Annotated in this window: 22 protein-coding genes and 1 tRNA gene; 16 read left to right on the forward strand and 7 right to left on the reverse strand. The window is 68.6% G+C overall.

All coding sequences use genetic code 11. The annotated features are described in order from the left end of the window. Positions 1–12: 12 nt before the first annotated feature. Positions 13–819 carry a mycolate reductase gene (gene cmrA / locus OCQ_RS07415; protein ID WP_014384147.1) on the reverse strand — a complete coding sequence of 269 codons (807 nt, stop codon included), beginning with the start codon at positions 817–819 and terminating at the stop codon, positions 13–15. Positions 820–887: 68 nt separating this feature from the next. On the opposite strand from cmrA, the gene OCQ_RS07420 reads away from it, so the two are divergent. Continuing rightward, positions 888–2,228: an MFS transporter gene (locus tag OCQ_RS07420; protein ID WP_041784846.1), complete on the forward strand. Its 1,341-nt coding sequence runs from the start codon at positions 888–890 to the stop codon at positions 2,226–2,228. Positions 2,229–2,249: 21 nt separating this feature from the next. Here the strand turns inward: OCQ_RS07420 and OCQ_RS07425 are convergent, their stop codons facing one another. Both OCQ_RS07425 and OCQ_RS07430 read right to left on the reverse strand, forming a co-directional pair. Beyond that, positions 2,250–3,029, reverse strand: coding sequence for an MmpS family transport accessory protein (locus tag OCQ_RS07425; RefSeq protein WP_014379654.1), 780 nt, complete (start codon positions 3,027–3,029; stop codon positions 2,250–2,252). A 63-nt stretch (positions 3,030–3,092) separates the two neighbouring features. Next, entirely contained in the window at positions 3,093–3,749 is a 657-nt protein-coding gene (locus tag OCQ_RS07430) for an SACE_7040 family transcriptional regulator (protein WP_041784848.1), read from the reverse strand. A 195-nt stretch (positions 3,750–3,944) separates the two neighbouring features. On the opposite strand from OCQ_RS07430, the gene OCQ_RS07435 reads away from it, so the two are divergent. The 8 genes from OCQ_RS07435 (at position 3,945) to OCQ_RS07470 (ending at position 13,599) form a co-directional block, all read left to right on the forward strand. Then, entirely contained in the window at positions 3,945–5,534 is a 1,590-nt protein-coding gene (locus tag OCQ_RS07435; RefSeq protein ID WP_041785427.1) for a carboxyl transferase domain-containing protein, read from the forward strand. A gap of 5 nt (positions 5,535–5,539) precedes the next feature. Further along, positions 5,540–7,537, forward strand: a complete 1,998-nt coding sequence (locus OCQ_RS07440; RefSeq protein WP_041784849.1) for an acetyl-CoA carboxylase biotin carboxylase subunit — start codon at positions 5,540–5,542, stop codon at positions 7,535–7,537. Next, positions 7,534–8,700 (forward strand): acyl-CoA dehydrogenase family protein, encoded by a 1,167-nt coding sequence (locus tag OCQ_RS07445; protein ID WP_008255120.1) that lies wholly within the window; start codon positions 7,534–7,536, stop codon positions 8,698–8,700. Before OCQ_RS07440 ends, OCQ_RS07445 begins: the two co-directional genes overlap by 4 nt. Further along, on the forward strand, positions 8,697–9,206 hold the full coding sequence (locus tag OCQ_RS07450; protein WP_009957496.1) for a MaoC family dehydratase: 510 nt from the start codon (positions 8,697–8,699) through the stop codon (positions 9,204–9,206). Before OCQ_RS07445 ends, OCQ_RS07450 begins: the two co-directional genes overlap by 4 nt. Then, entirely contained in the window at positions 9,203–10,024 is an 822-nt protein-coding gene (locus OCQ_RS07455) for an HpcH/HpaI aldolase/citrate lyase family protein (protein ID WP_009957494.1), read from the forward strand. The genes OCQ_RS07450 and OCQ_RS07455 overlap by 4 nt, the downstream gene beginning before the upstream one ends. A 249-nt stretch (positions 10,025–10,273) precedes the next feature. Then, complete coding sequence (gene pdhA, locus OCQ_RS07460; RefSeq protein WP_179300659.1) at positions 10,274–11,356, forward strand: pyruvate dehydrogenase (acetyl-transferring) E1 component subunit alpha; 1,083 nt, start codon at positions 10,274–10,276, stop codon at positions 11,354–11,356. A gap of 9 nt (positions 11,357–11,365) precedes the next feature. After that, on the forward strand, positions 11,366–12,421 hold the full coding sequence (gene bkdB / locus OCQ_RS07465; RefSeq protein ID WP_014384152.1) for a 3-methyl-2-oxobutanoate dehydrogenase subunit beta: 1,056 nt from the start codon (positions 11,366–11,368) through the stop codon (positions 12,419–12,421). Then, on the forward strand, positions 12,418–13,599 hold the full coding sequence (locus OCQ_RS07470; RefSeq protein WP_014384153.1) for a dihydrolipoamide acetyltransferase family protein: 1,182 nt from the start codon (positions 12,418–12,420) through the stop codon (positions 13,597–13,599). The genes bkdB and OCQ_RS07470 overlap by 4 nt, the downstream gene beginning before the upstream one ends. 16 nt (positions 13,600–13,615) lie before the next feature. Here OCQ_RS07470 and OCQ_RS07475 read toward each other — a convergent pair whose 3' ends face one another. Next, positions 13,616–14,386 (reverse strand): enoyl-CoA hydratase, encoded by a 771-nt coding sequence (locus OCQ_RS07475; RefSeq protein ID WP_014382162.1) that lies wholly within the window; start codon positions 14,384–14,386, stop codon positions 13,616–13,618. On the opposite strand from OCQ_RS07475, the gene OCQ_RS26495 reads away from it, so the two are divergent. Then, complete coding sequence (locus OCQ_RS26495; protein WP_014382163.1) at positions 14,385–14,684, forward strand: hypothetical protein; 300 nt, start codon at positions 14,385–14,387, stop codon at positions 14,682–14,684. The genes OCQ_RS07475 and OCQ_RS26495 overlap by 2 nt on opposite strands. A 125-nt stretch (positions 14,685–14,809) precedes the next feature. Here the strand turns inward: OCQ_RS26495 and OCQ_RS07480 are convergent, their stop codons facing one another. Continuing rightward, positions 14,810–15,220, reverse strand: a complete 411-nt coding sequence (locus OCQ_RS07480) for a hypothetical protein (RefSeq protein ID WP_026071477.1) — start codon at positions 15,218–15,220, stop codon at positions 14,810–14,812. Between the two features lie 698 nt (positions 15,221–15,918). Continuing rightward, a tRNA-Arg gene (locus OCQ_RS07485) sits at positions 15,919–15,992 on the reverse strand. 186 nt (positions 15,993–16,178) lie between these two features. Between OCQ_RS07485 and lipQ the strand changes: the two genes are divergently transcribed. The 5 genes from lipQ to OCQ_RS07510 all read left to right on the forward strand — a co-directional run bounded on the left by lipQ (position 16,179) and on the right by OCQ_RS07510 (position 25,256). After that, positions 16,179–17,426 carry an esterase LipQ gene (gene lipQ, locus OCQ_RS07490; RefSeq protein ID WP_009955409.1) on the forward strand — a complete coding sequence of 416 codons (1,248 nt, stop codon included), beginning with the start codon at positions 16,179–16,181 and terminating at the stop codon, positions 17,424–17,426. 145 nt (positions 17,427–17,571) lie between these two features. Further along, positions 17,572–19,041, forward strand: coding sequence for a WS/DGAT/MGAT family O-acyltransferase (locus OCQ_RS07495; RefSeq protein ID WP_095663058.1), 1,470 nt, complete (start codon positions 17,572–17,574; stop codon positions 19,039–19,041). Then, positions 19,038–20,813, forward strand: coding sequence for an HAD-IB family hydrolase/lysophospholipid acyltransferase family protein (locus OCQ_RS07500; protein ID WP_014384157.1), 1,776 nt, complete (start codon positions 19,038–19,040; stop codon positions 20,811–20,813). Before OCQ_RS07495 ends, OCQ_RS07500 begins: the two co-directional genes overlap by 4 nt. Further along, entirely contained in the window at positions 20,810–23,164 is a 2,355-nt protein-coding gene (locus tag OCQ_RS07505; protein ID WP_014384158.1) for a glycerol-3-phosphate 1-O-acyltransferase, read from the forward strand. Before OCQ_RS07500 ends, OCQ_RS07505 begins: the two co-directional genes overlap by 4 nt. Positions 23,165–23,192: 28 nt before the next feature. Continuing rightward, a complete protein-coding gene (locus OCQ_RS07510; RefSeq protein ID WP_014384159.1) occupies positions 23,193–25,256 on the forward strand; it encodes a cytochrome c oxidase assembly protein in 2,064 nt (687 codons plus the stop codon). On the opposite strand, the gene OCQ_RS07515 is transcribed toward OCQ_RS07510, so the two are convergent. Beyond that, positions 25,253–25,513, reverse strand: a complete 261-nt coding sequence (locus OCQ_RS07515) for a Txe/YoeB family addiction module toxin (RefSeq protein ID WP_014384160.1) — start codon at positions 25,511–25,513, stop codon at positions 25,253–25,255. The genes OCQ_RS07510 and OCQ_RS07515 overlap by 4 nt on opposite strands. Before the next feature lie 124 nt (positions 25,514–25,637). On the opposite strand from OCQ_RS07515, the gene OCQ_RS07520 reads away from it, so the two are divergent. Then, complete coding sequence (locus OCQ_RS07520; protein ID WP_009955482.1) at positions 25,638–26,108, forward strand: single-stranded DNA-binding protein; 471 nt, start codon at positions 25,638–25,640, stop codon at positions 26,106–26,108. Positions 26,109–26,156: the final 48 nt, after the last annotated feature.

The following is a 26,156-nucleotide window of genomic DNA, read 5'->3' on the forward strand; positions in this document are numbered from 1 at the left end:
CCCGCCCCGCGCCTAGCCGCCGCCGAGCTTTTTGTAGAACGCGCCCACGATGGGCGCCACGATGGCGCGCGGGGCGTACCCGCTCGCCACCGACATGGCCTTGGACGTCAGGCCGGGAACGACGCGCATTTTGTTGCGGCCCAACGCATCCAGCGACACCCGGGCCGTGTGCTCCGTCGAGATCCACAGGAAGTCCGGCACCAGCCGCTCCACGATCGACGCTTCGGTGTCGGCCGGCAGGTCGGTGCGCACCGGGCCGGGCGCCAGCAGCGTCACGTTGACCCCCGACCCGCGCAACTCGCCGCGCAGCGATTCGGTGAAGGTATTCACGAACGCCTTGGTGGCGGCGTAGGTGGCGTTGTAGGGGATCGGCGAATTGCCCGCGGCCGAACCGGAAATCAGGATGCCCCCGGCCCTGCGTTCGACCATGCCGGGCAGCACCGCCAACGTAAGGTCATGCACCCCTAGGACATTCAGCTGCAATTGGGCCTTCTCGCCGGCCGGATCGAGCGTCGCCACCGGACCGAACGTCGCGGTGCCCGCATTGGCGCACAGGATCGAGATGGGGCGGGCGGCCAGCTCGTCGCACAGTTTCGCGCGGTCGCCCGGGTCGGCCAGGTCGGCGGGTCGCACGTCGACGGAGACGTGATACTGGTCGCTCAGGCGGGCGGCCAGATTCTTCAGCAGATCCTCGCGTCGCGCGGTGACGATCAGATTGTGTCCGCGGGCGGCGAGTTCGGTGGCCAGCGCTTCACCGATGTTCTGCGAAGCTCCGGTGACAACTGCGCGCGCCTCGGGGCTTGGAGCGGGTACCGGCATGCGCCAATCGTAGACAGCCGACGAAAGGCGATCCGCAGCCGATCGGTGGCGCCGCTAGAGTGCCGGGCATGAGTCAGCCGGAGTTACGTTCCGCCGCCCCCGTGCGATCTCGCGTCGTCGCGTGGGCGCTGTGGGACTGCGGCTCGACCGGCCTGAACGCGATCGTGGCCACCTTCGTCTTCGCCGTGTATCTGACCAGCAGCGTCGGGGTGGGCATCGGGGGCAGCACCACGCCGGCGAGCTGGCTGGGCCGGGCCGCGGCCATCGCCGGGCTGACCGTCGCGATATTGGCGCCCGCCGTCGGCGTGTGGGTGGAGTCACCGCATCGCAGGCGGGTCGCCCTGAGCGTGCTGACGGCCGCGGCGGTGACGCTGACCGCCTCGATGTTCTTCATCCGCGACCGGCCCGGCTACCTGTGGGCCGGCCTGGTGCTGCTGGGGGCGACGGCGGCCGGCGGCGACTTGGCCAGCGTCCCGTACAACGCCATGCTGCGCCAGCTTTCGACACCGCAGACCGCCGGCCGGATATCGGGATTCGGCTGGGCGGCGGGCTACGGCGGCAGCGTCCTGCTGTTGCTGGTGATCTACACCGGATTCATCTCGGGATCGGACTCGGGACCGGGCGCGACGCGCGGACTGCTGCGAATTCCCTTGCAGGACGGGCTTTATGTCCGCGAGGCGATGCTGGTGGCGGCGGCCTGGCTGGCGGTGTTCGCGCTGCCGTTGCTGTTCGTGGCGCAACGGCTGAGCGGGCCGGCCGAGCTGTATCAGCCCACGAGCATGCTGGGTGGTTACCGCAAGCTGTGGACCGAGGTTTCCGCGGAATGGCGCCGCGACCGCAACCTGGTGTACTTCCTGGTCGCCAGCGCGCTGTTCCGGGATGGGCTGGCGGCGATCTTCGCGTTCGGCGCGGTGCTCGGCGTCAACGTGTACGGCATCTCCCAGGCGGACGTGCTGATCTTCGGGGTGGCGGCGTGCGTCGTCGCCGCGGTGGGCGCCGTGCTGGGCGGGTTCGTCGACCACCGGGTCGGATCGAAGCCCGTCATCGTGGCCTCGCTGGCCGCGATCATCACCCTGGGACTGACCCTGATGGCGTCGGCGGGCCCGGCGGCCTTCTGGGTGTGCGGGCTGCTGCTGTGCATGTTCATCGGGCCGACGCAGTCGTCGTCGCGCGCCCTGCTGCTGCAGATGGCCAAACACGGCCGGGAAGGCGTCGCGTTCGGCCTCTACACCATGACCGGGCGGGCGGTGGCGTTCCTGGCGCCGTGGCTGTTCTCGGTGTTCGTCGACGTGTTCGGCGCCGTGCGCGCCGGCCTGGGCGGGATTTCGCTGGTCTTGATCGCCGGGTTGGTGGCGATGCTGGTGGTCCGCGTCCCGCAGCGCGGGGTCCCGGTCACCGAAGCCGTGTGACGGGTTCGCCTCGAGCGGGCCTCAGCCCCGAGCGTCGCAGATCGTCAGCCCCCCGCCGACGCGCTTGCTCACCTGAACCCCGTTGACGGTGACGGTGCAGGTGACGCTGTGCCCGATGTTGACGATCGTGACGTTGGCCGGGTGCGCGGCCGACTTCGCCAGGCTGACCTGCTTGCTCCACGGCAGCTCGACGTTGAATTCGGTCTGGATGAGGTCGCCGGTGTCGATGTACATGATGCTGATCGCGCGGCCTTCGCCCGTGACGGTGTAGACGACGTCTTGCATTGCCGCCGGACCCGTCGTCGAGGTGGGCAGCTCGGGGCCGCTCGTCGGGGGTATCGGCGCCGGGATGAGGGTCGGCGACTTACGCGCCGACGGGGTCGGGCTCTCCGGCGTCGTTTCTGGCATCGCCGGCAACGGCGGAACGGCGGTCTGGGTCTTGATCGCGTCGTTGGCGAGCGCCAGCGCAATCACCAAGGCGACGACCAGCAGCACCGCCGCGCCGGCGGCGATCCACAGCCAGCGCGGCGATTTCGGCCCCTCGGGGGGTGGGGGAGCCATGCCCCGCGAGTGCGGGTCGTCCGACGGCGGCAGGTCTTGCTGCCAATACGCCGGTAACCGCTTTGTCGTGTTCGTCTCGTTGGCGGTGGCCGCCCAGGGCGGCATCGTCCCGCCATAGGTGGGCGCGTACGGCGTCTGATCGGCGTACGCGGGGTCGGCGGGCGGCGCGTACCCGCGCTGTTGCGGCCCCGGTAGCGATGGACTAAACCGCTCGGTGGGACGTGAATCGTTCATGTCCACCTCATGGCTTGCAGGGTACCTGTGCGGGGCGCTGAAGCGCTTACTCACCTTGTGGCGGGGAGCTCAGGGGCACTGGTTTCCGGCCTCGAGCGCGGCGATCGTCATCGCCCGCATGACTGCGCGCGATCGTGCGGCGCGCGCGCCCTTGCTGCGCGACGTATCGGGGGATTTCATGCTGTGCGGCGTCGAATTCAGCAGGCCGAACACGGCGTGCGCGGTCAGCCGGGCGTCGGCCTCGGCCAGCTCGGGGTTCAGTTCGCGGAGGACCCCCACCCAGACCTCGACGTATTGACGCTGCGCCTTGCGCACCTGCTTCTCGGCCGCCCCGGGCAGGTACGCCAGGTCGCGGTCCTGGATGCGGATCAGGTCGGGTTCGGTCAGGGCGAAGTCGAGGTGGAAGTCGATCAGGCCGTCCAGCGCGGCGGAAGCATCGGAGTTTCGGGCCCGCACCTGCCGGGCGCCGGCGAGCAGCCGGGTGCTGATGCCCACCAGCAATTCGACCAGAAGCGATTCCTTATTGGGGAAATGCCGGTAGATGGCGGGACCGCTGACGCCGGCCGCGGCGCCGATGTCCTCCAGTCGGACCGCGAGAAATCCGCGCTCGGCGAACAGCCGCTCGGCGGCGGACAGCAATTTTAGGCGGCGGTCGGATTTCAACTGGCTCCGACGATTTGGGGCCTCAGCGCCAGCGGCCTGGCCGTCGGAGGCAGACGCTGTCATGACGGACCTCCGTGTGGTGAATCGTCACCAACGTAGCACGAGTTATTCGCAATTAACTCGCGTTATTCGCCGGGCACGGTGCCCCCTGGACCGGCAACGCCGGCAATGGTATTCTCAGGCCCCGAGTTAATGATCATTAACTCAAAAGCTGGACCGCCCGACGGCAAGGAGGCTGCTGCGGCGATGGACAAGGTGATGACCTCGCCCGCGAAGGCTCCCGAGGCGTCGTTCGCCGATGAGCACCGCCGGCTGGTCGGCGAGCTGAACACCAGGCTGGCCGCGGCCGCGCTTGGCGGCAACGAGCGCGCGCGGGAACGCCACGTCAGCCGCGGGAAGCTGTTGCCGCGCGAACGGGTGGACCGGCTGCTCGACCCCGGCAGCCCGTTCTTGGAGCTCTCACCGCTGGCCGCCGACGGCATGTACGACGACGAATCTCCCGGCGCCGGCATCATCACCGGGATCGGCCGGGTGTCGGAGCGCGAGTGCGTGATCGTCGCCAACGACGCGACGGTCAAGGGCGGCACCTACTACCCGATGACCGTCAAGAAGCACCTGCGCGCGCAGGAGGTGGCGCTGCAGAACCGGCTGCCGTGCATCTACCTGGTGGACTCCGGCGGGGCCTTCCTGCCGCGCCAGGACGAGGTCTTTCCCGACCGCGAGCACTTCGGCCGCATCTTCTTCAACCAGGCGACCATGAGCGCCAAGGGAATTCCGCAAGTCGCCGCGGTGCTGGGTTCGTGCACCGCGGGCGGCGCCTACGTGCCGGCGATGAGCGACGAGGCCGTCATCGTGCGCGAGCAGGGCACGATCTTTTTGGGCGGCCCGCCACTGGTCAAGGCGGCGACCGGCGAGATCGTGTCGGCTGAGGAACTCGGCGGCGGCGACCTGCACTCCCGGGTGTCCGGTGTCACCGACCACCTCGCCGACGACGACGAACATGCGTTGCGGATCGTCCGCTCGATCGCGGCCACCTTCGGCCCGCGCGAGCCCAGCCCGTGGCAGGTGCGATCCCCGGTCGCGCCGCCGTGCGCGCAGACGGAGCTCTACGACGTGGTGCCGCCGGACCCGCGGGTGCCCTACGACGTGCATGAGGTCATCGTGCGCCTGGTCGACGGCGGCGAATTCAGCGAATTCAAGGCCAACTACGGCAAGACCCTGGTGACCGCGTTCGCCCACATCCACGGCCACCCGGTGGGGATCGTGGCCAACAACGGGGTGCTCTTCAGCGAATCCGCTTTGAAGGGCGCGCATTTCATCGAATTGTGCGACAAGCGCAAGATCCCGCTGCTGTTCCTGCAGAACATCGCCGGGTTCATGGTCGGCCGGGACTACGAGGCCGGCGGCATCGCCAAGCATGGCGCCAAGATGGTCACCGCCGTCGCCTGCGCCCGGGTGCCCAAACTGACCGTCGTGATTGGCGGATCCTATGGGGCCGGCAACTATTCGATGTGCGGACGGGCGTACTCGCCGCGGTTCTTGTGGATGTGGCCCAACGCCCGGATCTCGGTCATGGGCGGCGAGCAGGCCGCCTCCGTGCTGGCCACCGTGCGCGGTGAGCAGCTCAGCGCGGCGGGCAAACCATGGTCGGCCGACGAGGAAGAGGCGTTCAAGGCGCCCATCCGCGGGCAGTACGAGGACCAGGGCAACCCGTACTATTCGACGGCCCGGCTGTGGGATGACGGGATCATCGACCCGGCCGACACGAGAACATTTGTCGGGCTTGCCCTTTCGGTGTGCGCCCAAGCACCGTTGGAACCCGTCTCCTACGGCGTCTTCCGGATGTGAGTGCAGTGTTCGAGACAGTATTAGTGGCTAACCGCGGCGAGATCGCCGTGCGGGTGATCCGGACGCTGCGGCGCCTGGGCATCCGTTCGGTGGCCGTCTACAGCGATCCCGACGCCGGCGCGCGGCACGTCCTCGAGGCCGACGAGGCCGTCCGATTGGGACCTGCCGCGGCGCGCGAGAGCTACCTGAACATCGACAAGGTCGTCGAGGCGGCCGTGCGCACCGGATCTCAAGCGATCCACCCGGGGTACGGATTCCTCTCCGAGAACGCCGATTTCGCGGCCGCCTGCGAGCGGGCCGGTGTGGTGTTCCTGGGGCCTCCCGCCCAGGCGATTCAGGTGATGGGCGACAAGATCACCGCCAAGAACGCGGTCGCCGCCTTCGACGTGCCGGTGGTCCCCGGCGTGGCCAAACCGGGGCTGAACGACGATGCACTGGTCGCGGCCGCCGACGACGTCGGATACCCGGTCTTGATCAAGCCCTCGGCGGGCGGCGGTGGCAAGGGCATGCGCCTGGTCGAGGAGCCGGCCAAGCTGCGCGAGGCACTCGTCAGCGCCCGCCGCGAGGCCGCCTCCGCGTTCGGCGACGACACCTTGTTTTTGGAGCGGTTCGTGTTGCGCCCCAGGCACATCGAAGTGCAGGTGCTCGCCGACACGCACGGCAACGTCGTGCACCTCGGCGAGCGGGAGTGCAGCCTGCAGCGGCGCCACCAAAAGGTCATCGAGGAGGCGCCCTCGCCGCTGCTCGACGACACCACCCGGGCGCGCATCGGCGCGGCCGCCTGTAACACCGCGCGCAGCGTCGACTACGTCGGCGCGGGCACGGTCGAGTTCATCGTCTCCGCAGAGCGTCCCGACGAGTTCTTCTTCATGGAGATGAACACCCGCCTGCAGGTGGAGCATCCGGTCACCGAGGCCGTCACCGGGCTGGACCTGGTGGAGTGGCAGTTGCGGGTCGCCGCCGGCGAGAAGCTGACGTTCGCCCAGGACGACATCGAACTGCGCGGGCACGCGATCGAGGCGCGGGTGTACGCCGAGGATCCGGCGCGCGGATTCCTGCCCACCGGAGGCCGGGTGCTGCGGGTCTTCGAACCCTCCGGCGACGGCGTGCGGGTCGACTCGTCGCTGCTGCCCGGCACGCTGGTCGGCAGCGACTACGACCCGATGCTGAGCAAGGTGATCGCCCACGGGGCCGACCGGGACGAGGCGCTGGCGATACTCGACCGGGCGCTGAGCCAAACCGCGATCCTGGGCGTGCAAACCAACATCGAATTTCTGCGGTTCCTGCTCGCCGACGAGCGGGTACGCGCCGGCGACCTGGACACCGCCCTCCTGGACGAGCGATTGGCGGACTTCGCGCCGCTGCCCGCCCCCGACGACGTGCTCGCGGCGGCCGGGCTCTATCGGCAATCGGCCCTGGCGTCGCGGGCGCGCCACTTCGCCGGCAATCCCTGGGCGGCGCCCACGGGATGGCGCGTGGGCGGCAGCGCGGCGCCGGTTCGCACCGACATGCGCACCCCGCTGCGCAGCGAGACCGTGTCGGTGTGGGGGCTTCCCGAGGCCGCCACGGTGCAGGTCGGCGACGGGGAAACCTGTTCGGCCGCTGTGCAAGTCGAGCCGGCACGAATGAGCGCGGTGATCGACGGCCTGCGCCGCGACTACCGGTGGGCCGAAGCCGACCGGCACCTGTGGATCGCCGACGAGCGGGGCACCTGGCACCTGCGCGAGGCCGAGGAGAACAAGATCCATCGCGCCGCGGCAGCGCAGCGGGCCGAGATCCTCAGTCCGATGCCGGGCAGCGTGATCGCCGTCCAAACCCCCTCCGGCACCGACGTTTCCGAAGGCGACGTGGTGGTCGTCGTCGAGGCGATGAAGATGGAACACTCGCTGGCCGCACCCGTTTCCGGGCAGGTGGAGGTGCTGGTCTCCGTGGGTGATCAGGTGACCGTGGATCAGGTGCTGGCCCGGCTGATCCCGGAAGAAGAAAGCAAGGACGAGACATGACCACATCCATAACCGCGGGGACCCTCCCCAAGGAATACGAAGACCTGCGCGACACGGTCGCCGAGTTCGCGCGCACCGTGGTGGCCCCGGTGTCGGCCAAACACGATGAGGAGCACAGCTTTCCGTACGAGGTCGTCGCGAAGATGGGGGAGATGGGCCTGTTTGGCCTGCCGTTCCCCGAGGAGTACGGCGGCATGGGCGGCGACTACTTCGCGCTGTCGCTGGCGCTCGAGGAACTCGGCAAAGTCGACCAGTCGGTGGCGATCACGCTCGAAGCCGGTGTGGGTTTGGGCTCGATGCCCATCTACCGGTTCGGTACCGAGGAGCAGAAGACCCGGTGGCTGCCGGACCTGACAGCCGGCCGGGCGCTGGCCGGCTTCGGGCTCACCGAGCCCGGCGCGGGCTCCGACGCGGGCGCGACCCGCACCACCGCCCGCCTCGAGGGCGGTGAGTGGGTGATCAACGGCAGCAAGCAGTTCATCACCAACTCGGGCACCGACATCACCTCACTGGTCACGGTCACCGCGGTCACCGGCAGCGTCGGGGGAGACAAGAAAGAGATCTCGACGATCATCGTGCCCAGCGGCACACCGGGTTTCACCGTCGAACCGGTCTATAGCAAGGTGGGCTGGAACGCGTCGGACACTCATCCGCTGAGCTTTGCCGACGCCCGGGTCCCGGAGGAGAACCTGCTGGGCGAGCGTGGACGGGGCTATGCGAACTTCCTGTCGATCCTGGACGAGGGCCGCATCGCGATCGCCGCGCTGGCGACGGGGGCGGCGCAGGGCTGCGTCGACGAGAGCGTCAAGTATTCCAAGGAACGTCAGTCGTTCGGCCAGCCGATCGGCTCGTACCAGGCGATCAGCTTCAAGATCGCGCGAATGGAAGCGCGTGCCCACGTCGCCCGCACGGCGTATTACGATGCCGCTGCAAAGATGTTGGCGGGCAAGCCCTTCAAGAAGGAGGCGGCCATCGCGAAGATGATCGCGTCGGAAGCGGCGATGGACAACGCCCGCGACGCAACACAGATCCACGGAGGCTATGGCTTCATGAACGAGTACCCGGTGGCGCGTCACTACCGCGACAGCAAGATCCTCGAAATCGGTGAGGGCACCACCGAGGTGCAGCTGATGCTCATCGCGCGATCGCTCGGACTGTCATGACGGACGGCAACGAGGGCGGCAAGTCGGTTGTCCAGCGGGGCTTGTGGTTTGAAGAGTTCGAGATCGGCACCACCTACCTGCACCGCCCCGGCCGCACGGTCACCGAAGCCGACAACGTCTTGTTCACCACGCTGACCATGAACACCCAGTCGCTGCACCTCGACGCGGCCTGGGCGGCCGAGCAGCCGGGCTTTCGGGGCGAGCGCCTGGTGAACTCCATGTTCACCCTCTCCACCGTGGTCGGACTGTCGGTGTCGCAGCTGACGCTCGGCACCATCGTAGCCAATCTCGGCTTCTCCGAGGTGTCCTTCCCCAAACCCGTCTTCCACGGCGACACCCTGTACGCCGAAACCGTTTGCACGGCCAAACGGGAATCGAAGAGCCGGCCCGGCGAGGGCATCGTCACCCTCGAGCACACCGGACGCAACCAGCACGGCGACGTCGTCGCGCGCGCCGCGCGCACCACGCTGGTCCAGAAACGCCCGTCCAACCAGGAGGCCAAGTGAACCTGCACGCCGCCGGCCCCGGATGGCTGTTCTGCCCGGCCGACCGGCCCGAACGTTTCGCGAAGGCCGCGGCCGCGGCCGACGTGGTGATCCTCGACCTCGAGGACGGGGTGGCCGAGGCGGACAAGCCCGCCGCCCGCAAGGCGTTGCAGGAGACGCCGCTGGACCCCGAGCGCACCGTCGTGCGCATCAACGCCGCCGACACCGACGAATACCCCCGCGACCTCGAGGCCCTGGCCGCGACCGCCTACACCACGGTGATGCTGTCCAAGACGGAATCGGCGGCGCAGGTGGAAGCGTTGGCGCCGCGCGAGGTGATCGCGCTGCTGGAGACGCCGCGCGGCGCGGTCTTCGCCACCGAAATCGCGGCGGCCCGGGGCACGGTTGCGCTGATGTGGGGCGCCGAGGACCTGGTCGCCACGCTCGGTGGTAGCTCCAGCCGCCGGGCCGACGGCACGTACCGGGACGTCGCCCACCATGTGCGGTCGACGGCGCTGCTCAACGCGTCCGCCTTCGGCCGGGTGGCGCTCGACGCGGTCCACCTCGACATCCGCGACCTCGACGGCTTGCGGGCCGAGGCCGAGGACGCCGTCGCGCTGGGGTTCGGCGGGACCGTGTGTATCCACCCGAGCCAGATCCCGGTGGTGCGCGAGGCGTATCGCCCCAGCGAGGACCGGCTGGACTGGGCGCGACGGGTGCTGGCGGCCGCGCGCAGCGAGCGCGGGGTCTTCGCCTTCGAAGGACAGATGGTCGACTCGCCGGTGCTCAAGCACGCGCAGATGACGTTGCGCAGGGCGGGTGAGACCGTCCCCGGCTGACCGTTTGATGGCTGTGCAGCGACACGTCGTTTGGGGCTCGCGCGACACGCTCCGCAGTCTTCGCAATCAACGCGGTGTCTTCTCATTTGAGGGCATAATGGGAGATACGCCAGTGTCGCGGCGAGCGAAGCCTTTCGTGTAGCTGGCGATCGACTTCCGCTCGCGGTAGGTCTCGGCTGACCGTTTGCTGTGACCCGCTGTGGCTCGCGGGGCCACGCGGCACCCAGCGAGGGAGGCGGTGTGGCGCAGATGTCTTCGATGCCCATGGCGGTCGACCTCGAACCGGTCCAACTCGTGGCCGCCGATGGCTCGCCGACACCCGAACGCCGTTACGGCCGCGACCTTCCCGCGGAGACGCTGAGCTGGCTCTACGAGCTGATGGTGATCACCCGGGAACTCGACGCCGAATTCGTGAACCTCAAGCGCCAAGGCGAACTGGCGCTCTTTGCGTCGTGCCGCGGCCAGGAAGCCGCCCAGATCGGCGCGGCGGCGTGCCTGCGCAAAACCGACTGGTTGTTTCCCCAATATCGCGAGCTGGGCGCCTTTTTGGTGCGCGGCATCCCGCCCGGGCACGTCGGCGCCGTGTGGCGCGGAACCTGGCACGGCGGCCTGGAATTCACCAAGAAGTGCTGCGCCCCGCTCTCGATTCCGATCGGCACCCAGACCCTGCACGCCGTGGGCGCTGCGATGGCCGCGCAACGGCTGGGCGAAGATTCGGTGACGCTGGCCTTTCTCGGTGACGGAGCCACCAGCACGGGAGACGTGCACGAGGCGCTGAACTTCGCCGCCGTGTTCACCACGCCCTGCGTGTTCCTCGTGCAGAACAACCAGTGGGCGATCTCGACCCCGATCCACAAGCAGACCGCCGCACCGTCGCTGGCGCACAAGGCGATTGGTTACGGCATGCCCGGAGTCCGGGTAGACGGAAATGACGTCTTGTCCTGCTACGCCGTGACGGCCGAGGCCGCCGCCCGTGCCCGCGCCGGTGGCGGCCCGACATTGATCGAGGCGATCACCTACCGGATGGGCCCACACACCACCTCCGATGACCCGAGTCGATACCGGACACAGGACGAGGTCGATCACTGGGCGGCGCTGGACCCGATCGCGCGGTACCGCTGCTACCTGCGGGCCCAGGGTCTGTGGTCGGAACGCTTGGAGGAGCGGGTCATTGGCCGCGCACAGCGGATGCGCACCGAATTGCGCGACGCGGTGGTCGATGCGCCCGATTTCGACATCGACGAGGTGTTCACCTCGGTGTACGCCGAAATCACGCCGGGACTGCAGGCACAGCGACAGCAGCTGCGGGCCGAACTCGACCGAAGCGATTGAGAGGCGTCAATGACTCAGCTCGCTGATCGTCCCGCCAGCCACGACGAAACACTCACCGCGGCAGTGGAAAACGTTGCCCTCGGTGCGCAGTCGCTGACCATGGTCCAAGCGCTCAACCGGGCCCTGCACGACGCGATGGCCGCCGACGACCGGGTGTTGGTGTTCGGCGAGGACGTCTCCGTCGCCGGTGGGGTGTTCCGGGCCACCGAGGGACTGGCCGAGGCGTTCGGCGAGAGCCGCTGCTTCGACACGCCGCTGGCGGAGTCCGCCATCATCGGGATCGCGGTGGGGCTGGCGCTGCGCGGATTCGTGCCCGTGCCCGAGATTCAGTTCGACGGGTTTTCCTATGCCGCCTTCGACCAGGTGGTCAGCCACCTGGCGAAGTACCGCACCCGCACCCGCGGCGAGATCAATATGCCGGTGACCGTCCGCATCCCTTCGTTCGGGGGAATCGGTGCCGCAGAGCATCATTCGGATTCCACCGAGTCGTACTGGGCGCACACCGCCGGATTGAAGGTGGTGGTGCCCTCCAGCCCCGCCGATGCGTATTGGCTGCTGCGCCACGCGATCGCCTGCCCGGATCCGGTCATGTACCTGGAACCGAAGCGACGCTACCAGGGCCGCGGCTTGGTCGACGCCTCCCGGCCCGAACCACCGATCGGGCGAGCGATGGTGCGCCGGCCGGGCACCGATGTCACCGTCGTGACCTACGGCAGCCTGGTCGGCACCGCCGTGGTCGCGGCGGAAGAGGCTCAGCGCCAACGCGGTTGGAGCCTGGAGGTCATCGACCTGCGCTCATTGGTTCCCCTGGACTTCGACACCGTCGCCGCGTCGATCCACCGGACCGGGCGCTGCGTGGTGATGCACGAGGGACCCCGCAGCCTGGGGTTCGGCGCGGAACTGGCCGCCCGCATCCAGGAGGAGATGTTCTACGAGCTGGAGGCGCCGGTGTTGCGCGCGTGCGGGTTTGACACCCCCTACCCGCCGGCGCGGTTGGAGAAGTTGTGGCTACCCGGCCCCGACCGGCTGCTCGACTGCGTCGAGCGCGCGTTGGAACAGCCGTGAGCGCCCCGTCGGCGCAGGAGCGGGTCAAGCCGTTTCGGGTCCCCGACCTCGGCGAGGGGCTGGAAGAGGTGACGGTGACGCATTGGAACGTCGCGGTGGGTGACGACGTCGAGCTCAACCAGGTGTTGTGCACGGTGGAGACCGCCAAGGCCGAGGTCGAGATCCCCAGCCCGCACGCCGGACGGGTCGTCGAAACCAACGGCGCCGAAGGCGATGTGCTCAAGGTGGGGGAGGCGCTGGTGCAGATCGACACGACACCGCGCAGCGACGACCCACCGGCGGCTGAAACGGCGCCGCCCACACTGGTCGGCTATGGCGCCGATGCCGGCGTCGACAGCAGCCGGCGGAGCGGCCGCCCGCTGGCCGCCCCTCCGGTGCGCAAACTGGCCAAAGAATTGATGGTCGACCTGGCCTCGTTACCGCACCGCCCCGGTGCCGTCATCACCCGCGAGGACGTGCTGTCGGCGGCCGGCGGGACCGGGAACGGCGCCGATGTGCGATCGGTTCGTGGCGTGCAGGCCCGGATGGCAGAGAAAATGGCCCTGTCGCACAAGGAGATTCCAGCGGCGAACGTCACCGTCGAGGTGGACTGCACCGAGTTGGTGCGGCTGTCCGATCGACTCGGCGCGACGGACCACAAGATCACACCCTTCGTGCTGACCTTGCGGCTGCTGGTCATCGCGTTGCGGCACAACGAGATCCTGAATTCGGCCTGGGTGGAGTCCCCGCAGGGTCCGCAGCTGCGCGTCGAACACCGAGTGCATTTGGGCATCGCCACGGCCACCGAACGCGGTCTGCTCGTCCCGGTCCTCGCCGACGCCCACGCCAAGACCACCCGCGAATTGGCCGCTCGCGCAGCAGAATTGATCGCCGGCGCACGTGCGGGTACCCTGACGCCGGGTGAGTTGCGGGGCTCGACGTTCACCGTCTCGAACTTTGGGGCGCTGGGTGTGGACGATGGCGTACCAATGATCAACCACCCCGAAGCGGCCATCCTCGGGATGGGAGCGATCAAGCCGCGACCGGTGGCCCTCGGCGCCGCGATCGTGGTGCGCCCGACGATGTCGCTGACCTGTGTGTTCGACCATCGCATCGCTGATGGCGCACAGGCGGCCCAATTCGTCTGCGAGTTACGGGATCTGATCGAGTCACCCGAAATCGCGCTGCTCGATTTGTGACCCGTCGGTCCGCCGGCTACCTGCGTTGCGCGGCGGCCAATCGCTGTGCGAATTCGGGTGATTGGATCGAGTGCGCCTGCGGCCCAAGCTCGGCGCGCATGGCTTGCTGGTGTTGCTCGTGGTCCAGCGAACCCGGACTGATGGTGGCGCGCATGGTCGCCTTGGTCGCCAGCACGACCTCGCGCGGCGCGCCCGCCGGCCCGGCGGCGAGCTCCAGCGCCGCGGCCACCGGATCGTCGGCGACACTGAGCGCCAGGCCATGGCGCACCGCGGCCTCGGCGTCGAAGCGCATGCCGAACAGCAGGGCCGCGCGGGCGGCCTGCGGCCCGACCGCGCGCTGCAACATCCACGTCGCACCGCCGCCCGGGTGGAGCCCCAGCTTCTGGAACCGCGCATCGAACAGCGCCGCGGGTCCGGCGATGCGCACGTCGGCGGCCAGGGCCAGATTCAGACCGGCGCCGACGGCCGCCCCGTTGACGGCGGCGATGGTGGGCAGCCGGCAACTACCGATGGCCATGAAGCCGTCGTACAGCTGCTGCAGGCCGGTTTCGGCCGCCCCGCCGCCGGCGGCGCCCAGGGCGCCGAGGTCGGCTCCCGCGCAGAACGCCTTGCCGGCCCCCGTGACCACCACCGCGTGCACGTCGTTATCGGCTTCGACCCGCTCGACGGCGTCGCGCAGCAGCCCCGACATCTCGGCGGTCACCGCGTTGCGCCGGTCGGGATCGTTGACCGTGATGAGCGCGACGCGGTTGTCGATATCGAGCAACACCAGATCGGACTGGGCCATGTCGGGCACCTCCGGCTTGGGGTTTGGTTTGCGGGACCGTCTGCCCGCCGGTTCGTTCGGCGGCGGAGTGACGGGCGAGGTAAGGGTACTGCGCGGCCGGTTGTCCGGCTCGGCCGGTGTGAGCGCGATTACCGACGGACGCGCGAGAAAGGGCGCTACGAAGAACATCGGCGATCGGTCGTATTGGACGTCTCGGCGGTTGAACGCCATTCACCGCCGAGCCGAGTTCGCCGGGCCCGAAGCGGTGCGCCGCGCCAATCTTTGCCGGTGCGACAGGGAAGTCGGAATCTACAACTAATGCTGTGTTTATGAAAACGTTATCTGCAACTTTTGGGACTCTTCGTCCAATTTCCGGAATGACCTGCGCAAACGCATGACCTGCCCGGCCATTGGGCCCTGGGACCCGGGCGGACATGCGGGAGACTAGGACTCCGGTTTCGCCAACTTCTTGGCCAGCTCGTCGAGTTCGGCTTGACGCTCACGCACCGCACACGCCCGCTGATCGAAGCCCGCCCCCTGGAGGACGGTCCTCGGCGTGGCATTGCTACGCAACTTGATGTTGGCGTAATGGATTGCCGCATCGATCATTTCGATGTAGCGCTCCGCCTCATTCTCCGAGCAGGAGCCCTCGATCCGCTGGACTTCGTCCCAGCACGGATAGGAGGAATACCGGGCGTCGAGTTGCTGCTGTGATACCTGAGATCCGAAGTAACATCGCCAATCTCGGCTCAGCCAGCCCCTCGTCTTCACTTCGACTTTGATTCGACTTCCTACGCCGGCTATGAACCTCGGCTCTCCGACACGGACTACCGGCTGCCAGTCATTCGACGCCATATATCGCCAACCCCTCGAAGAGAAGACGCCCTAACTAATGATCTCCCCGAGGGCGTCAACTGCTCGTCACGACACGCTGCTCCCAGAATACTGAATCTGCAAACTTTGGATAGTCACTTTGACCAAGGCCGGTCGTCCGGTGGTATGCGGTCGGGCCGAATAGCCATTACCGCCGGTTCTAACGGTGCGTTCTGTGGCCGTTGATTTCCCTCCTAAATAGCGTCGTGACCTGCATCACCGCGCCAATCGACCGGGAATGTCCGACCGGTGCGGCGACGCATGACGCGTCCGGCCCCGCGCAATCCCGCGCTTACTCGAAAGCGAGAAGCGGGGCGGCAGTATGTCGCGGCCCACTGACCTCACAACGGCAAGTGGCGCAACAGGTTTTGGTCACGCCCGGCCGCCCCGCTCCGGCGGGATTTTCTGCCGTTTCTGCCAAACACCGCCGCGGGGAATGCCGGCCGGGCGTACGCTTTCCGGTTATGACCAGGGGGAAGAAAGTTCTGTTCGCGCTGGTCCTCGCATTCGCCGTCGCAACTACGTCGGTGAGCTGCTTACCCGTTGACATACCCACCTGCCCGGCGGGCGGCGGTCCGGTCGGCTGCTGATCACCTGTGCTGTAAGGCCGGGGCCACCCCGTCGTCACGTGCTGCCGACGTAGCGGGATTCCCTGCGCCGCCCGCGGATTTGCCTGCCTGCGCCCCCGGCAGGATTCGAACCTGCGACCTAGGGATTAGAAGGCCCTTGCTCTATCCACCTGAGCTACGGAGGCAATGCGCAGGTCAGTCTATCCAACCGCACCCCCCGGCCCGATTCCCCGCCGCCACGCGCACGAAAAGCCTTCCCGCGCCGCGTTTATCGGTTATCGTGATGGACCTCGACACACGTACAACATCGGCCGGCAATCGGCCGTTAACCGCAGCGAGGCGTGTGCCTGACGTCGAGAGGTGACGTTGTCATGAGCGTGGCCAGTGACCTGACTTCGCGCTGTTCGTGGGCCGGCGCCCAGGCATCACGCCTGGCGGCCGACGCCAAAGTCGCCTATCGGGCCGGCAGCCTGCTGCTGCGAGGCGGCCCACTCGCGCTGGGCTTTTTCACCGGCTGGCTCTTCACCGAGTTCCCGCCGCACGTCGTCACCGGTCATGCGCTGTCGCGGGTCGCGCATCCGTCGATCGGACGGGTCGGCAAGACGTTGGCCGCCCAGCGGGCGGATCAAACCCTCACCACCGCGCTCGAGGAGGCCTTCGGCCCCGGCTTCCGTGAACAGGTATGCCACCCGACCACCGTCGGGACCGTATGTGCCCCCCGCAGTGGCCTGTTGGGCAGGCCCGGGCCCCACCGCCGGTATGCGGCACAGACTTCCGACATCTCCTACGGCCCCCGCGGCCGCGACAACCTGCTCGACATCTGGCGGCGCGACGACCTGGCCCCCGGGTGCCGGGCGCCCGTGCTCATCCAGGTGCCGGGCGGGGCATGGGCGCTGAACGGCAGGCGCCCGCAGGCCTACACGCTGATGAGCCGCATGGTTCAACTCGGCTGGATCTGCGTGTCGATCGACTACAGCAAGAGCCCGCGCAGCGCCTTCCCCGCGCATCTCATCGACGTCAAGCGGGCGATCGCGTGGGTCCGGGAGAACATCGCCGACTATGGCGGCGACCCCGACTTCATCGCGATCACCGGCGGGTCCGCGGGCGGGCACCTGGCCTCCCTGGCGGCGCTCACCCCGAACGACCCCGATTTTCAGCCCGGTTTCGAAGACGCCGACACCACCGTCCAAGCGGTCGCCCCCTACTACGGCGTCTACGACTTCACCGACTTCGACAACATGCACGAACTGATGCTGCCGTTCCTGGAGCAGTTCGTCGTGAAGGCCCGCTACGCCGACGAGCCGGAGCGGTTCACCGCGGCGTCGCCGATTTCCTATGTGCACCCCGACGCGCCGCCGTTCTTCGTGCTGCACGGTGAGAAAGACGAACTGGTTCCCAGTGGCCAGGCCCGCGCCTTCTGCGCGGCGCTGCGCGGGGCCGGTGCCGCCACGGTGGCGCACGCCGAACTCGCCAACGCGCATCACGCTTTCGACATCACCCCGACGGTTCGGTCGCGGCTGGCCGCCGACGCGGTCGCCGACTTCCTGGGTGTCGTCTACGGGCGGCGCGTCAGCTCGGTCCTGGATTCGCTGCCGCTGTCGGCCACTTCCGCCAGCTGACGGCCGGCTGAGCGCGCGCTGCAGTCCTCGCATCTCCTTTCACCAGCGGGGTAACCCGACTAGCGTTGTGGTGACCATCAGGGTTCGCGGACCAAGGCGGGAGCGTGATCGACGGTGACAAGGTTGGTTCGTCGAGTTGATGACCATGACTGAGTCCGTCGAGGCGATCAAACTGTCCGACGAGCTTGGGCCGGTCGACTACCTCATGCACCGGGGCGAAGCGAATCCCCGCACCCGCTCGGGGATCATGGCGCTGGAGCTGTTGGACACCACACCGGACTGGCAGCAGTTCCGGGCCCGGTTCGAGAACGCCTCCCGGCGGGTGCTGCGGCTGCGGCAGAAGGTCGTCGTCCCGACGTTGCCGACGGCCGCGCCGCGCTGGGTGGTCGATCCCGATTTCAACCTGGATTTCCATGTGCGCCGGGTGCGCGTGTCCGAACCCGGCACCCTGCGTGACGTCTTCGACCTCGCCGAGGTCAACCTGCAATCACCAATGGACATCTCCCGGCCGCTGTGGACGGCCACCCTGGTCGAGGGCTTGGCGGACGGGAAGGCGGCGACTCTGTTGCATGTCAGCCACGCCGTCACCGACGGCGTCGGCGGGGTCCAGATGTTCGCCGAGATCTATGACCTCGAGCGCGACCCGCCCGCGAAGCCGACGCTGCCGCTGCCCATCCCGCAAGACCTGACGTCGAATGACCTGATGCGCCAAGGCATTAACCACCTCCCGCTCGCTGTGGTCGGCGGCGTCCTGGGTGCGCTGTCGGGGGCGGTGTCAGCGGCCGGGCGCGCGGTGCTGGAACCGGCGGCCACCGTCTCGGGAATCGTCGGATACGCCATGTCGGGCATGCGGGTCCTCAACCGGGCCGCCGAGCCGTCACCGCTGCTGCGCCGGCGCAGCCTGACCACCCGCACCGAGGCGATCGACATCCCGCTCTCCGACCTGCACAGGGCCGCCAAAGCCGGCGGCGGATCGATCAACGACGCCTACCTCGCCGGGCTGTGTGGAGCCTTGCGCCGGTACCACGAGGCGTTCGGCGTGCCGATCAGCACGCTGCCGATGGCGGTTCCGGTCAACCTTCGGGCCGAAGCGGACAACGCCGGCGGCAACCGGTTCACCGGTGTCAACCTGGCCGCGCCGATCGGCACCGTCGACCCGGTCTCCCGCATGAAGAAGATCCGCGCGCAGATGACCCAGCGCCGCGACGAGCCCGCGATGAACATCATCGGTTCTTTTGCGCCGGTGCTCAGCGTCTTGCCCACCGCCGTGCTGGAGGGCCTCACCGGCTCGGTGATCGGTTCGGACGTGCAGGCCAGCAATCTGCCCGTCTTTCCGGGAGACACCTACCTCGCCGGCGCAAAAGTCTTGCGGCAGTATGGTATCGGCCCGCTGCCGGGCGTGGCGATGATGGTGGTGTTGATCTCGCGTGGCGGGTGGTGCACCATCACCGTGCGCTACGACAGGGCCTCGGTACGCAACGACGCGCTGTTCGCCCAGTGCCTGCTCGACGGTTTCGACGAAATCCTGGCGCTGGCCGGTGATCCGCCGCCGCGCGCGGTCCCCGCCTCGTTCACCGAGTCGGCCCTGTCGTCTCGATCGGCGTCGGGCTCATGAGCGCATCCAAAGAGCGGGCCGACGACACCCCGGAAAGCGGGGCGGACATGCGACTGCCCGGCTCGGTGGCCGAGATCATGGCCAGCCCCGCCGGCGCGAAAATCGGCGCGTTCTTCGACCTGGACGGCACCTTGGTCGCCGGGTTCACCGCGGTCATCCTGACCCAGGAGCGGCTGCTGCGCCGCGACATGGGCGTGGGGGAACTGCTCGGCATGGTCCAGGCCGGCCTGAGCCACACCCTGGGGCGCATCGAGTTCGAGGACCTCATCGGCAAGGCCGCCGCGGCGCTGGCGGGCCGGTTGATCGACGACTTGGACGAGATCGGCGAGCGGCTGTTCGTCCAGCGCATCGAGTCGCGGATCTACCCCGAGATGCGCGAGCTGGTGCGCGCCCACATGGCCCGCGGGCACACCGTGGTGCTCAGCTCGTCGGCGCTGACGATCCAGGTCAATCCGGTCGCGCGGTTCCTCGGCATCCCCAACACGCTCACCAACAAATTCGAGACCACCGAAGACGGCATACTCACCGGCGGTGTCCAGAAGCCGATCCTGTGGGGTCCGGGCAAAGCCGCTGCGGTGCAACGCTTTGCGGCCGAGCACGACATCGATCTCAAGGACAGCTACTTCTACGCCGACGGCGACGAGGACGTCGCGCTGATGTATCTGGTCGGCAATCCGCGGCCGACGAATCCCGAAGGCAAGATGGCGGCGGTGGCCAAGCGCCGCGGCTGGCCGATCCTGCGGTTCAGCAGCCGCGGTCCGGTGGGCCTGCGGCGCCAGGTGCGCACGCTTGCCGGGCTCGGCTCGATCGTCCCCGTCGGGGCCGGGGCGGTGGCGATGGGTGTGCTGACCGGAAGCCGGCGGCGCGGCGCCAATTTCTTCACCTCCGTGTTCTCCCAAACGGTGCTCGCGACCACCGGAGTGCATCTCAATGTCGTCGGGAAAGAGAACCTGACCGCGCAGCGTCCGGCCGTCTTTATCTACAACCACCGCAACCAGGTTGACCCCGTCATCGCCGGAGCGCTGGTCAACGACAACTGGGTCGCCGTGGCCAAGAAGGAGCTGCAGAAGAACCCGATCATGGCCCTGCTCGGTAAGGCCCTGGACGGGGTGTTCATCGACCGGGACGACTCGGCCTCCGCGCTCGAGACGATGCGCACGGTCGAGGAGAGGGCCAAGAACGGGCTTTCCATTTTGATGGCCCCGGAGGGCACCCGGCTCGACACCACCGAGGTCGGTCCGTTCAAGAAGGGGCCGTTCCGCCTCGCGATGGCCGCGGGCATTCCGATCGTCCCGATCGTGATCCGCAATGCCGAGCTCGTTGCCGCCAGGAACTCGGCCATCATCAACCCCGGCACGGTCGACGTCGCGGTCTTTCCTCCGATCTCGGTGCAGGACTGGACAGTTGACACGCTCCCCGAGCGCATCGAAGAGGTGCGTCAGCTGTATCTGGACACGCTCGCCAACTGGCCCGTCGGCGAACTGCCCGAGGTCGACCTGTACGCCGAAAAGAAGGCGGCCGCCCAAGCCCGCAGCCGGGCCGCCAAGACCACCGCCAAGAAGCCCGGCGCCAAGAAGGCCGCCGCGAAAAAGGGCGCCGCGAAAAAGGCCCCGGCCAAAGCGGCGAGCAAGTCCCCCGCGAAAAAGGCTGCGCCCAAGGCGAATCCGAACGCATCCGAGGTTGCTCTCAAGGACGGTGAGGTGCAACAGCCCGCCGCGGACGGAACCGTCGGCGCCGAATCACCGGAATCGCCGCCCCGAGGGCATCCATGACCGAACCGGCGGCAGATACCAGCGCCATCCTCGCCGAAACCGACTCGCTGGTATTGGCGTCGATGGCCTCGCCGATCGAAATGGAACTGGTCACGACGTGGCTGGATCAACGGCGTGCCGCCCACCCGGGCGCGAACTTCGACCTGGTCACGCTGCCCGCGCTCGACGCGCCGCCCGAAGCGATGACATCTTTGGCCGAGCAGCTCGAGTCGGGGGAGGACCGTTCGATCGTGCCGGTGCGGGTGTTTTGGCTACCCCCGCCGGATCGCGGGCGTCTCGCGAGGCTGACCGGCCTGCTGCCCGGCCGGGATCCCTACCACCCCAACCAACGCATGCAGGCCCAGATCCTGCGCGACGCACCCCAGCGGGCGCGGGTGGTGGCCGGCGAATCGGCCACGGTCTCCGAACTCCGCCGGCAGTGGCGTGACACCACCGTCGGGGACGACAAGAGCGACTTCGCCCAATTCGTGATCCGCCGCGCGATCTTGGCGATGGAACGCGTCGAGTACCGGATCCTCGGGCCGCAGTACAAGTCGCCACGCCTGGTGAAGCCGGAGATCTTGGCGTCCAACCGGTTTCGCGCCGGCCTGGCAAAGATCCCGGGCGCTACCGTCGACGAGGCCGGGAAGATGCTCGACGAACTCGCCACCGGGTGGAGCAGGGCGTCGGTCGACCTGGTCTCGGTGCTCGGCAGGATGATCAGCCGCGGGTTCGATCCCGAGATCGACTACGACGAGTACCAGGTCGCCGCGATGCGCACCGGCCTGGAAGCCCACCCGGCGGTGCTGTTGTTTTCCCATCGGTCCTATATCGACGGCGCCGTGGTGCCGGTGGCCATGCAGGAGAACCGGTTACCGCCGGTGCATGTCTTCGCCGGGATCAACCTGTCGTTCGGGGCGATGGGGCCACTGCTGCGGCGTTCCGGTGTCATCTTCATCCGCCGCAACATCGGCAACGACCAGCTGTACAAGTACGTGCTGCGCGAATACGTCGGCTACATCGTCGAAAAGCGGTTCAACCTGAGCTGGTCCATCGAGGGCACCCGCTCGCGGACCGGAAAGATGCTGCCGCCCAAGCTCGGTCTGCTGGCCTACGTCGCCGACGCGTACCTGGATGGGCGCAGTGAAGACATTCTGCTGCAACCGGTTTCGATCAGCTTCGACCAGCTGCACGAGACCGCCGAATACGCCGCCTACGCCCGAGGTGGGGAGAAGACCCCCGAGGGTGTTGGCTGGTTGTACAACTTCATCAGGGCGCAGGGCGAACGCAACTACGGCAAGATTTACGTCCGGTTCCCCGAAGCGGTGTCGATGCGCCAGTACCTCGGCGCCCCGCACGGCCCGCTGACGCAGGACCCGGACGCCAAACGGCTTGCCCTGCAGAAGATGTCGTTCGAGGTCGCCTGGCGGATCCTGCAGGCGACGCCGGTGACGGCGACGGGTCTGGTGTGCGCCCTGCTGTTGACCACGCGCGGCGCGGCGCTGACGCTGGGCCAGCTGCACCACACGCTGCAGGACTCGCTGGACTATCTGGAACGCAAACAGAATCCGATGTCCACCAGCGCATTGCGCCTGCGCTCGCACGACGGTGTCCGGGCGGCGGTCGACGCCCTGTCCAACGGGCACCCCATCACCCGGGTCGACGGCGGCCGGGAGCCGGTGTGGCACATCGCGCCCGAACACCAGCACGCCGCCGCGTTCTACCGCAACTCGGTGATCCACGCCTTCCTGGAGACCTCGATCGTGGAGCTCGCGCTGGCCCACGCCAGGCACGCCGAGGGCGACCGCATGGCGGCGTTCTGGGCCCAGGCGACGCGGCTGCGCGATCTGCTGAAGTTCGACTTCTATTTCGCGGACTCGGCGACCTTCCGGGACCACATCGCCGAAGAGATGGCGTGGCACGACAACTGGCAAGCCCACGTCGCCGCCGGCGGCGAGGAGATCGACGCGCTGCTGTTCGCCAAGCGTCCGCTGATGGCCGACGCGATGCTGCGGGTGTTCTTCGAGGCCTACGAGATCGTCGCCGACGTGCTGCGCGACGCCCCGGCCGACATCGGCCACCAGGAACTGACCGACTTGGCGCTGGGCGTCGGCCGGCAATATGTGGCCCAGACCCGGGTCCGCAGCAGCGAATCGGTGTCGACGCTGTTGTTCGCCACCGCGCGCCAGGTTGTCGAGGATCAGGACCTGATCGGCCCCGCCCCGGACCTGGCCGAACGGCGAGCCGCCTTCCTGCGCGAATTGCGCGACATTCTCCGGGACTCCAACTACGTCGGACGCATTGCCCGGGATCAGTTCGTGGCCCGCGAGCTCAAGGCGCATCAGGACCGGCTGGGCAGCCGACCCGGGTAGCCGGCACCCGCGCCCATACCCTGGGTGTATGACCGTCGCTCCGCCGGCCGGCACGGCCACGACCGCGGCCTCGTCCCAGCGCCGCGCGCTGGTGTGGCCGGCGCTGGCCGGCGTCGCGGCCCTGGCGGGCTGCACGGCCGCCGGGATCGGGACGCTCTCGCTGGCAAGCGCGCTGACCGCGACGGGCCTGCCTGACCCGGGCCCGGTGACCACGCTGGGGTTGCCGTTCGTTCGTGCGGCGGGGGAGATCGCCGCGGTCCTGGCGGTCGGGTCGTTCCTGTTCGCCGCCTTCCTGGTGCCGCCGCAACGCAGCGGCGTCCTCGACGCCGACGGCTACCGCGCGCTGCGGTTGGGGACGGTGGCGTCGGGGGTGTGGGCGGTGTGTGCGGCCCTACTGGTCCCACTGACCATCTCCGACGTGTCCGGTCGCGCGATCGTCGACATCGGCCCGGCGCGCATCTGGTCGTTGGCGGGCCTGATCGCCACCGCCTCGGCCTGGCGCTGGACCGCGATCCTGGCCGCCGTGATCACGGTGGCGAGCCTGTCGGTGCTGCGCTGGTCGTGGACGCCGGTGTTGCTCGCCGCGTCGGTGCTGACGCTGATCCCGCTCGGCCTGACCGGTCATTCGTCGGCCGGCGGCTCGCACGACCTGGCCACCAACGGCCTGCTGATCCACCTGGTCGCCGCCAGCCTGTGGGCCGGTGGCCTGCTCGCCTTGCTCGCCCACGCCCTGCGTGGCGGCGCCCACACCGGCCTGGCGGCGCGGCGCTTCTCGTCGATCGCGCTGTGGTGTTGGGTGGCGATGGCGTTGAGCGGACTGGTCAACGCCCTGGTGCGGGTCCAGCCCGGCGATTTGCTCACCACCGGTTATGGGCGCCTGGTGGTCGCCAAGTTCGTCGCGCTATGCCTGTTGGGTGGCGTCGGCTGGCGCCAGCGGCGCGTGAGTGTGGCTGCGCTGCAGGCGGATCCGAGCCCGTCGCGGGCACGCGCCGCGCTGGCCAGGCTGGCGCTGATCGAGGCCGCGCTCTTCGGCCTCACGTTCGGCATCGCCGTCGGGCTGAGCCGCACCGCGCCGCCGCCCCCGCCGGCCCGGCTGCCGTCGGTCCCCGAAGCCGAGATCGGTTACGACTTCGACGGGCCCCCGACCGTGGCACGCATTCTCTTCGACTGGCGCTTCGATCTGATCTTCGGCACCGCGGCCATCGTCCTCGCCGCGCTCTATGTGGCCGGCCTGGTGCGGCTGCGCCGGCGCGGCGACAGGTGGCCGCCGGGCCGGACCGTGTCCTGGCTGCTCGGCTGCGCGGCGTTGCTGTTCGTGACGTCCTCGGGAATCGGGCGCTACATGCCGGCGATGTTCAGCATGCACATGGTGGTCCACATGTGCCTGTCGATGCTGGTGCCGATCCTGCTGGCGCTGGGCGCCCCGGTCACCCTGGCGCTGCGGGCGCTGCCCGCGGCGGGGCGCGACGATCCGCCGGGCATGCGGGAGTGGCTGCTGGCCGGGCTGCACAGTCGTTTCTCGCGATTCCTCACCAACCCCGTGGTGGCCACGGTGCTGTTCGTCGCCGGGTTCTACGGGTTGTACCTGTCCAACCTCTTCGACATCACCGCGAGCAGTCACGCCGGGCACCTGGCGATGAACCTGCACTTCCTGCTGAGCGGCTACCTGTTCTATTGGGTGGTGATCGGGGTGGACCCGACGCCGCGACCGATCCCGCCGCTGGCCAAGGTGGCCGTGGTGTTCGCGTCGCTACCGCTGCACGCGTTCTTCGGGGTGGTGTTGATGGGCACCAAGAAGGTGCTCGGCGCCGACTACTACCGCTCGCTGGGTCTGAGCTGGCACACCGACCTGCTGGGTGACCAGCGGCTGGGCGGCGGCATCGCCTGGTCGGCGGGGGAATTTCCGCTGGTGATCGTGATGCTGGCGCTGCTGGTGCAGTGGGCGCGCAGCGACCGTCGCACCGCCAAACGATTGGACCGGGCCGCCGACCGCGACGATGACGCCGAGCTGGCGGCCTACAACGCGATGCTGAGCCGGCTGGCGCAGCGCGAGGGGTCGGGACCGGCGCGCGAGGAGTCCGCCACCGACTAGGTGTGGTGATACCGGACCTGGAGGGTCTGCAGGTCATCGCCGACGACCCGATAGACGAGCCGGTGTTCGTGGGTAATTCGCCGAGACCAGGCGCCGACGAGCCCGTATTTCAGCGGCTCAGGCTTGCCGAGGCCCGCCTGCGGCGACCGGCAAGCCTCCGCGATGAGCCTGTTGATCCGCTTGGGCACGGCCCGGTCGGCCGTCTGCCAGTGCAGGTAGTCGTCCCACGCCTTCCAATCATCGGCGGATATCAGCATCGATCCACAGTCACGGTTTCGTCCACAGGGCGGGTGGGCCGGCGCCCGTTGTCCCGTCGAGCCGTCGGTGCCGCCGCGCTTACTGGCAGCCATAGCCACAAAAGCAATCGAAAGGGATCAACCCATGTTTGAAACACCGCTCACCGTCGTCGGCCACATCGTCAACAACCCGGAGCGACGGCAGGTCGGCACCCAGGAGGTCATGAAGTTCCGCGTGGCCAGCAATTCGCGCCGGCGCACGGCCGAGGGCGGCTGGGAGCCCGGCAACTCGCTGTTCATCAACGTCAATTGCTGGGGCAGGTTGGTCACCGGGGTGGGGGCCGCGCTGGGCAAGGGCGCACCGGTGATCGTGGTGGGCCACGTCTACACCAGCGAGTACGAGGACCGCGACGGCAACCGCCGCTCGTCACTGGAGATGCGGGCGACCTCCGTCGGGCCGGACGTGTCGCGCGCGATCGTCCGGATCGAGAAGCCCGGATACACCGGTCCGACCACCGCGGATGCCACCGCAGCGAGCGGACCCGCGGACGCCGACGGCGACACCACCGAGGCCGACGACGGCGCGGGCGGTGACGGACTGCCTCTCTCGGCTTAGCCGTCGCCCGGCGGTGCCTAGGATGGTCCGCGGGGATCCCCCCGATAC

The sequence above is a fragment of the Mycobacterium paraintracellulare genome (genome assembly GCF_000276825.1).
In the GTDB taxonomy this organism is placed as follows: Bacteria; Actinomycetota; Actinomycetes; order Mycobacteriales; family Mycobacteriaceae; genus Mycobacterium; species Mycobacterium intracellulare.

Bases quoted from the DNA above. Each gene is read 5' to 3' on its own strand.
- OCQ_RS07430 (WP_041784848.1), bottom strand. From the start codon at position 3,749: ATGACAGCGTCTGCCTCCGACGGCCAGGCCGCTGGCGCTGAGGCCCCA.
- OCQ_RS07480 (WP_026071477.1), bottom strand. From the start codon at position 15,220: ATGGCGTCGAATGACTGGCAGCCGGTAGTCCGTGTCGGAGAGCCGAGG.
- OCQ_RS07510 (WP_014384159.1), top strand. From the start codon at position 23,193: ATGACCGTCGCTCCGCCGGCCGGCACGGCCACGACCGCGGCCTCGTCC.
- cmrA (WP_014384147.1), bottom strand. From the start codon at position 819: ATGCCGGTACCCGCTCCAAGCCCCGAGGCGCGCGCAGTTGTCACCGGA.
- OCQ_RS07420 (WP_041784846.1), top strand. From the start codon at position 888: ATGAGTCAGCCGGAGTTACGTTCCGCCGCCCCCGTGCGATCTCGCGTC.
- OCQ_RS07450 (WP_009957496.1), top strand. From the start codon at position 8,697: ATGACGGACGGCAACGAGGGCGGCAAGTCGGTTGTCCAGCGGGGCTTG.
- OCQ_RS07445 (WP_008255120.1), top strand. From the start codon at position 7,534: ATGACCACATCCATAACCGCGGGGACCCTCCCCAAGGAATACGAAGAC.
- bkdB (WP_014384152.1), top strand. From the start codon at position 11,366: ATGACTCAGCTCGCTGATCGTCCCGCCAGCCACGACGAAACACTCACC.
- OCQ_RS26495 (WP_014382163.1), top strand. From the start codon at position 14,385: ATGTCGGGCACCTCCGGCTTGGGGTTTGGTTTGCGGGACCGTCTGCCC.
- OCQ_RS07520 (WP_009955482.1), top strand. From the start codon at position 25,638: ATGTTTGAAACACCGCTCACCGTCGTCGGCCACATCGTCAACAACCCG.
- OCQ_RS07505 (WP_014384158.1), top strand. From the start codon at position 20,810: ATGACCGAACCGGCGGCAGATACCAGCGCCATCCTCGCCGAAACCGAC.
- pdhA (WP_179300659.1), top strand. From the start codon at position 10,274: ATGTCTTCGATGCCCATGGCGGTCGACCTCGAACCGGTCCAACTCGTG.
- OCQ_RS07515 (WP_014384160.1), bottom strand. From the start codon at position 25,513: ATGCTGATATCCGCCGATGATTGGAAGGCGTGGGACGACTACCTGCAC.
- OCQ_RS07495 (WP_095663058.1), top strand. From the start codon at position 17,572: ATGACTGAGTCCGTCGAGGCGATCAAACTGTCCGACGAGCTTGGGCCG.
- OCQ_RS07475 (WP_014382162.1), bottom strand. From the start codon at position 14,386: ATGGCCCAGTCCGATCTGGTGTTGCTCGATATCGACAACCGCGTCGCG.
- OCQ_RS07435 (WP_041785427.1), top strand. From the start codon at position 3,945: ATGACCTCGCCCGCGAAGGCTCCCGAGGCGTCGTTCGCCGATGAGCAC.
- OCQ_RS07500 (WP_014384157.1), top strand. From the start codon at position 19,038: ATGAGCGCATCCAAAGAGCGGGCCGACGACACCCCGGAAAGCGGGGCG.
- lipQ (WP_009955409.1), top strand. From the start codon at position 16,179: ATGAGCGTGGCCAGTGACCTGACTTCGCGCTGTTCGTGGGCCGGCGCC.